This window comes from Shigella sp. FC1544, assembly GCF_001722145.1.
Taxonomy (GTDB): Bacteria; Pseudomonadota; Gammaproteobacteria; order Enterobacterales; family Enterobacteriaceae; genus Escherichia; species Escherichia coli.
In genome coordinates this window covers 1-7,019 of sequence record NZ_MECT01000100.1, presented here as the reverse complement: position 1 = coordinate 7,019, position 7,019 = coordinate 1, and the positions used below count along the sequence as shown (strand labels likewise).

Genomic DNA, 7,019 nt, shown 5'->3' with positions numbered 1-7,019 from the left:
GAACCCTGAACAATGCTACCGCCATACTGCGTCATGTCGCCCTGACGCGCTGCCGGTTTTCCGCTCATTTCTCATCCTTGTTTTATCGGGTTATTTGTCTGCTGACAGGCAAAACCCTACAGATTTATAAGAAAGCCTGAAGTGAGATATCCATCAGAGTGAAATAATTAGGAAAATATTTATATCACCATGATAAATATGTGATTTATTTGGAAGTAACAAACCATCAACATTTTCTGCCCTTTTTCCCATCACCATGCCATACTGATATTTTTCCTCGCACAAAGGACTCGGCATGAAACTCGTCGGTAGCTACACCAGCCCGTTTGTACGCAAACTTTCTATTCTGTTGTTAGAAAAGGGCATAACTTTCGAATTTATTAATGAACTGCCCTATAACGCGGACAACGGCGTGGCGCAATTTAACCCGTTAGGAAAAGTGCCGGTGCTGGTGACCGAAGAGGGCGAATGCTGGTTTGATTCGCCGATCATCGCTGAATATATTGAGTTAATGAATGTCGCTCCGGCGATGTTGCCGCGCGATCCGCTGGAGTCGTTGCGGGTGCGCAAAATTGAGGCGCTGGCGGATGGCATTATGGATGCCGGGCTGGTATCGGTGCGTGAACAGGCGCGTCCGGCGGCGCAGCAGTCTGAAGATGAATTGTTACGCCAGCGGGAGAAAATCAACCGCAGTCTGGATGTGCTGGAAGGATATCTGGTCGATGGCACACTCAAAACCGATACGGTCAATCTGGCGACTATCGCCATTGCCTGTGCTGTCGGATATCTCAATTTCCGCCGCGTTGCGCCAGGTTGGTGTGTCGACCGCCCACACTTAGTCAAACTGGTCGAAAACCTGTTTAGCCGCGAAAGTTTTGCTCGCACCGAACCGCCAAAGGCTTGATGCGCGATATGTCCTCCTGACCCATCTCACGTTACAATCCGTGGTTATGTTAAACGCCCTTCTCCGTGTGAGAGGGCCTTGATTAGCCAGGTTTCCTATGACAACCGAAACGCGTTCCCTCTATAGTCAACTTCCGGCTATTGATCGCTTATTGCGCGATAGCTCCTTCCTTTCTTTGCGTGATACTTATGGTCACACCCGCGTGGTGGAATTGTTGCGTCAGATGCTCGACGAAGCGCGAGAAGTGATTCGTGACAGCCAGACGCTTCCTGCGTGGTGTGAAAACTGGGCGCAAGAAGTCGATGCCCGGTTGACGAAAGAGGCGCAGAGCGCGCTGCGTCCGGTGATCAACCTGACGGGAACCGTGCTGCATACCAACCTTGGACGAGCTTTACAGGCGGAAGCCGCGGTGGAAGCCGTTGCGCAGGCTATGCGTTCGCCAGTGACCCTCGAGTACGATCTGGACGACGCTGGACGCGGACATCGCGATCGGGCGCTGGCGCAACTGCTGTGCCGTATTACGGGGGCGGAAGATGCCTGTATCGTCAATAACAATGCGGCGGCGGTGTTATTGATGTTGGCGGCCACTGCCAGCGGGAAAGAGGTGGTAGTATCTCGCGGCGAATTGGTGGAGATTGGCGGCGCGTTTCGTATTCCCGATGTTATGCGTCAGGCAGGCTGCACCCTACACGAAGTAGGGACCACCAACCGCACGCACGCGAATGATTATCGTCAGGCGGTGAATGAAAATACCGCACTGTTGATGAAAGTACATACCAGTAACTACAGCATTCAGGGGTTCACCAAAGCGATAGATGAAGCGGAACTGGTGGCGCTCGGCAAAGAGCTGGATGTTCCCGTAGTGACTGATTTAGGCAGTGGCTCGCTGGTCGATCTTAGCCAGTACGGTTTGCCGAAAGAGCCAATGCCGCAGGAGTTGATTGCGGCGGGCGTCAGTCTGGTGAGCTTCTCCGGCGACAAGTTGTTAGGCGGGCCGCAGGCAGGGATTATCGTTGGTAAAAAAGAGATGATCGCCCGCCTGCAAAGCCACCCGCTGAAGCGTGCATTACGCGCGGATAAAATGACCCTCGCGGCGCTGGAAGCCACGTTGCGTCTTTATTTACACCCTGAAGCTCTGAGTGAAAAATTACCGACCCTGCGCCTGCTTACCCGCAGCGCAGAGGTCATTCAAATCCAGGCACAACGTTTACAGGCTCCCCTTGCCGCACATTACGGCGCGGAGTTTGCGGTACAGGTTATGCCATGTCTTTCGCAGATTGGCAGTGGTTCGCTGCCGGTTGATCGCCTGCCGAGCGCGGCATTAACGTTTACACCCCATGATGGACGCGGTAGCCACCTTGAGTCATTAGCCGCCCGCTGGCGTGAATTGCCAGTGCCGGTGATTGGTCGTATTTATGACGGACGATTGTGGCTGGATTTACGCTGCCTTGAAGATGAGCAACGGTTTTTGGAGATGTTGTTGAAATGATTATTGCGACTGCCGGACACGTTGACCACGGCAAAACAACCTTATTGCAGGCGATTACTGGCGTAAATGCTGACCGTCTGCCGGAAGAAAAAAAGCGCGGCATGACCATCGATCTCGGCTATGCCTACTGGCCGCAGCCGGATGGTCGCGTGCCTGGTTTTATCGACGTACCCGGTCATGAAAAGTTTCTTTCCAACATGCTGGCGGGCGTTGGTGGTATCGATCACGCGCTGTTGGTGGTGGCGTGCGATGACGGCGTGATGGCGCAGACCCGTGAGCATCTGGCGATTTTGCAGCTGACCGGTAACCCGATGCTGACAGTGGCGCTGACCAAGGCCGATCGCGTGGACGAAGCGCGTGTTGATGAGGTTGAACGCCAGGTAAAGGAGGTGCTGCGGGAATACGGTTTTGCTGAGGCAAAACTGTTTATCACCGCAGCAACCGAAGGTCGGGGAATTGATGCCCTGCGCGAGCATCTGCTTCAGTTACCAGGACGTGAACACGCCAGCCAACATAGTTTCCGCCTCGCGATCGACCGCGCATTTACCGTAAAAGGTGCCGGGCTGGTCGTCACCGGTACGGCGTTAAGCGGGGAAGTGAAGGTAGGCGATTCACTCTGGCTGACTGGTGTAAATAAACCGATGCGTGTACGTGCGCTGCATGCACAAAACCAGCCAACAGAAACCGCCCATGCCGGGCAGCGTATCGCGCTTAACATCGCGGGTGATGCGGAAAAAGAGCAGATTAACCGTGGCGACTGGCTGCTTGCCGATGCGCCGCCAGAGCCGTTTACACGGGTGATTGTCGAGCTTCAAACCCATACACCGCTGACCCAGTGGCAGCCGCTGCATATTCACCACGCCGCCAGCCACGTCACGGGACGCGTTTCACTGCTGGAAGATAACCTTGCTGAACTGGTCTTCGACACCCCGTTATGGCTGGCAGATAACGACCGCCTGGTATTGCGCGATATCTCTGCCCGCAACACGCTGGCCGGAGCGCGCGTCGTGATGCTTAACCCGCCGCGTCGCGGTAAACGTAAACCAGAGTATCTGCAATGGCTGGCTTCCCTCGCCAGGGCACAGAATGATAGCGAAGCGTTAGCCGTTCACCTGCAACGCGGCGCGGTTAATCTTCCTGATTTCGCCTGGGCGCGCCAGCTCAACGGCGAAGGGATGCGCGAACTGCTGCAACAGCCTGGCTATATTCAGGCTGGTTATAGCTTGTTGAATGCGCCGGTTGCCGCTCGCTGGCAACGGAAAATTCTCGACACATTAGCGACTTATCATGAGCAACATCGCGATGAACCTGGGCCTGGGCGCGAACGTCTGCGACGTATGGCGTTGCCAATGGAAGATGAAGCGCTAGTACTGTTGCTGATTGAAAAGATGCGCGAAAGCGGCGACATCCTCAGTCATCACGGTTGGCTGCATCTGCCGGATCACAAAGCGGGCTTCAGCGAAGAGCAGCAGGCCATCTGGCAAAAAGCAGAGCCGCTGTTTGGTGACGAGCCGTGGTGGGTGCGTGATCTGGCAAAAGAGACGGGTACCGACGAGCAGGCAATGCGCCTGACGCTACGCCAGGCGGCGCAGCAAGGAATAATTACCGCGATCGTCAAAGATCGTTATTACCGTAACGATCGGATTGTCGAATTTGCCAATATGATCCGCGATCTCGATCAGGAGTGTGGTTCAACCTGCGCGGCGGATTTCCGCGATCGCTTAGGCGTAGGCCGAAAGCTGGCAATTCAGATTCTGGAATATTTTGACCGCATTGGCTTTACGCGTCGTCGTGGAAATGATCATTTATTGCGCGACGCATTATTATTTCCGGAAAAATAAGGAAATGATTAATTAATTTTTAAAATAAATTAATACAAATTTCTTATGATTTTAAAAAAAGCACATTGTTTAATGAATACAATGTGCTTTTTATTAGATTAATTTTGATAATTAATAATAATGGTCATATTTTCGAATGAAAATCCTCAGTAAGCTTCCCACCCTTTTTTACACTTTCAGGAGTGTGTTATGGCATCTTCAACTTTCTTTATTCCTTCTGTGAATGTCATCGGCGCTGATTCATTGACTGATGCAATGAATATGATGGCAGATTATGGATTTACCCGTACCTTAATTGTCACTGACAGTATGTTAACGAAATTAGGTATGGCGGGCGATGTGCAAAAAGCACTGGAAGAACGCAATATTTTTAGCGTTATTTATGATGGCACCCAACCTAACCCCACCACGGAAAACGTCGCCGCAGGTTTGAAATTACTTAAAGAGAATAATTGCGATAGCGTGATCTCCTTAGGCGGTGGTTCTCCACACGACTGCGCAAAAGGTATTGCGCTGGTGGCAGCCAATGGCGGCGATATTCGCGATTACGAAGGCGTTGACCGCTCTGCAAAACCGCAGCTGCCGATGATCGCCATCAACACCACTGCGGGTACGGCCTCTGAAATGACCCGTTTCTGCATCATCACTGACGAAGCGCGTCATATCAAAATGGCGATTGTTGATAAACATGTCACTCCGCTGCTTTCTGTCAATGACTCCTCTCTGATGATTGGTATGCCGAAGTCACTGACCGCCGCAACGGGTATGGATGCCTTAACGCACGCTATCGAAGCATATGTTTCTATTGCCGCCACGCCGATCACTGACGCTTGTGCACTGAAAGCCGTGACCATGATTGCCGAAAACCTGCCGTTAGCCGTTGAAGATGGCAGTAATGCGAAAGCGCGTGAAGCAATGGCTTATGCCCAGTTCCTTGCCGGTATGGCGTTCAATAATGCTTCTCTGGGTTATGTTCATGCGATGGCGTACCAGCTGGGCGGTTTCTACAACCTGCCACACGGTGTATGTAACGCCGTTCTGCTGCCCCATGTTCAGGTATTCAACAGCAAAGTCGCCGCTGCACGTCTGCGTGACTGTGCCGCTGCAATGGGCGTGAACGTGACAGGTAAAAACGACGCGGAAGGTGCTGAAGCCTGCATTAACGCCATCCGTGAACTGGCGAAGAAAGTGGATATCCCGGCAGGCCTACGCGACCTGAACGTGAAAGAAGAAGATTTCGCGGTTCTGGCGACTAATGCCCTGAAAGATGCCTGTGGTTTTACTAACCCGATCCAGGCAACTCACGAAGAAATTGTGGCGATTTATCGCGCAGCGATGTAATCATCATTCCACAACGGCTGGCAAATTGTCAGCCGCTTTTTCAACTATCTCTGTAACCCTTGCCCGTAAATTCGTGATAGCCGTCGTAAAGCTGTTACCGACTGGCGAAGATTTCGCCAGTCACGTCTACCCTTGTTATACCTCACACCGCAAGGAGACGATCATGACCAATAATCCCCCTTCAGCACAGATTAAGCCCGGCGAGTATGGTTTCCCCCTCAAGTTAAAAGCCCGCTATGACAACTTTATTGGCGGCGAATGGGTAGCCCCTGCCGATGGTGAGTATTACCAGAACCTGACGCCGGTGACTGGGCAGCTGCTGTGCGAAGTGGCGTCTTCGGGCAAACGAGACATCGATCTGGCGCTAGATGCTGCGCACAAAGTGAAAGATAAATGGGCGCACACCTCGGTGCAGGATCGCGCGGCGATTCTGTTTAAGATTGCCGATCGAATGGAACAAAACCTCGAGCTGTTAGCGACAGCTGAAACCTGGGATAACGGCAAACCCATTCGCGAAACCAGTGCTGCCGACGTGCCGCTGGCGATTGATCATTTTCGCTATTTCGCCTCGTGTATTCGGGCGCAGGAAGGTGGGATCAGTGAAGTTGATAGCGAAACCGTGGCCTATCATTTCCATGAACCGTTAGGCGTGGTGGGGCAGATTATCCCGTGGAACTTCCCGCTGCTGATGGCGAGCTGGAAAATGGCTCCCGCGCTGGCGGCGGGCAACTGTGTGGTGCTGAAACCCGCACGTCTTACCCCGCTTTCTGTACTGCTGCTAATGGAAATTGTCGGTGATTTACTGCCGCCGGGCGTGGTGAACGTGGTCAATGGCGCAGGTGGGGAAATTGGCGAATATCTGGCGACCTCGAAACGCATCGCCAAAGTGGCGTTTACCGGCTCAACGGAAGTGGGCCAACAAATTATGCAATACGCAACGCAAAACATTATTCCGGTGACGCTGGAGTTGGGCGGTAAGTCGCCAAATATCTTCTTTGCTGATGTGATGGATGAAGAAGATGCCTTTTTCGATAAAGCGCTGGAAGGCTTTGCACTGTTTGCCTTTAACCAGGGCGAAGTTTGCACCTGTCCGAGTCGTGCTTTAGTGCAGGAATCTATCTACGAACGCGGTAATGACTCCAACTTACTGATAGTGTTTTATGTTCAGATAATGCCCGATGACCTTGTCATGCAGCTCCACCGATTTTGAGAACGACAGTGACTTCCGTCCCAGCCTTGCCAGATGTTGTCTCAGATTCAGATTATGTCGCTCAATGCGCTGAGTGTAACGCTTGCTGATAACGTGCAGCTTTCCCTTCAGGCGTGATTCATACAGCGGCCAGCCATCCGTCATCCATACCACGACCTCAAAGGCCGACAGCAGGCTCAGAAGACGCTCCAGTGTGGCCAGAGTGCGTTCACCGAAGACGTGCGCCACAACCGT

Annotated in this window: 5 protein-coding genes and 2 pseudogenes; 5 read left to right on the top strand and 2 right to left on the bottom strand. The window is 52.6% G+C overall.

From position 1 onward, the window contains the following. A partial coding sequence (locus BGK49_RS31620) for a hypothetical protein (protein WP_250322613.1) occupies positions 1–68 on the bottom strand: 68 nt, incomplete at its 3' end. 227 nt (positions 69–295) lie between these two features. Between BGK49_RS31620 and BGK49_RS07115 the strand changes: the two genes are divergently transcribed. From BGK49_RS07115 to aldB, 5 genes and pseudogenes are all read left to right on the top strand, one after another. After that, positions 296–904 (top strand): glutathione S-transferase, encoded by a 609-nt coding sequence (locus BGK49_RS07115; protein ID WP_000779792.1) that lies wholly within the window; start codon positions 296–298, stop codon positions 902–904. Positions 905–1,001: 97 nt separating this feature from the next. After that, positions 1,002–2,393 (top strand): L-seryl-tRNA(Sec) selenium transferase, encoded by a 1,392-nt coding sequence (selA, locus tag BGK49_RS07110; protein WP_000206247.1) that lies wholly within the window; start codon positions 1,002–1,004, stop codon positions 2,391–2,393. Then, positions 2,390–4,234, top strand: a complete 1,845-nt coding sequence (gene selB, locus BGK49_RS07105; RefSeq protein WP_000582463.1) for a selenocysteine-specific translation elongation factor — start codon at positions 2,390–2,392, stop codon at positions 4,232–4,234. The genes selA and selB overlap by 4 nt, the downstream gene beginning before the upstream one ends. A 189-nt stretch (positions 4,235–4,423) precedes the next feature. Next, entirely contained in the window at positions 4,424–5,575 is a 1,152-nt protein-coding gene (gene yiaY / locus BGK49_RS07100; protein WP_000168713.1) for an L-threonine dehydrogenase, read from the top strand. A gap of 163 nt (positions 5,576–5,738) precedes the next feature. Beyond that, positions 5,739–6,704 (top strand): annotated as a pseudogene (gene aldB, locus BGK49_RS07095) (aldehyde dehydrogenase AldB); the annotation flags it as partial. A 15-nt stretch (positions 6,705–6,719) separates the two neighbouring features. On the opposite strand, the pseudogene BGK49_RS07090 reads toward aldB, so the two are convergent. Continuing rightward, positions 6,720–7,019, bottom strand: a pseudogene (locus BGK49_RS07090) (IS1-like element IS1X2 family transposase); the annotation flags it as partial.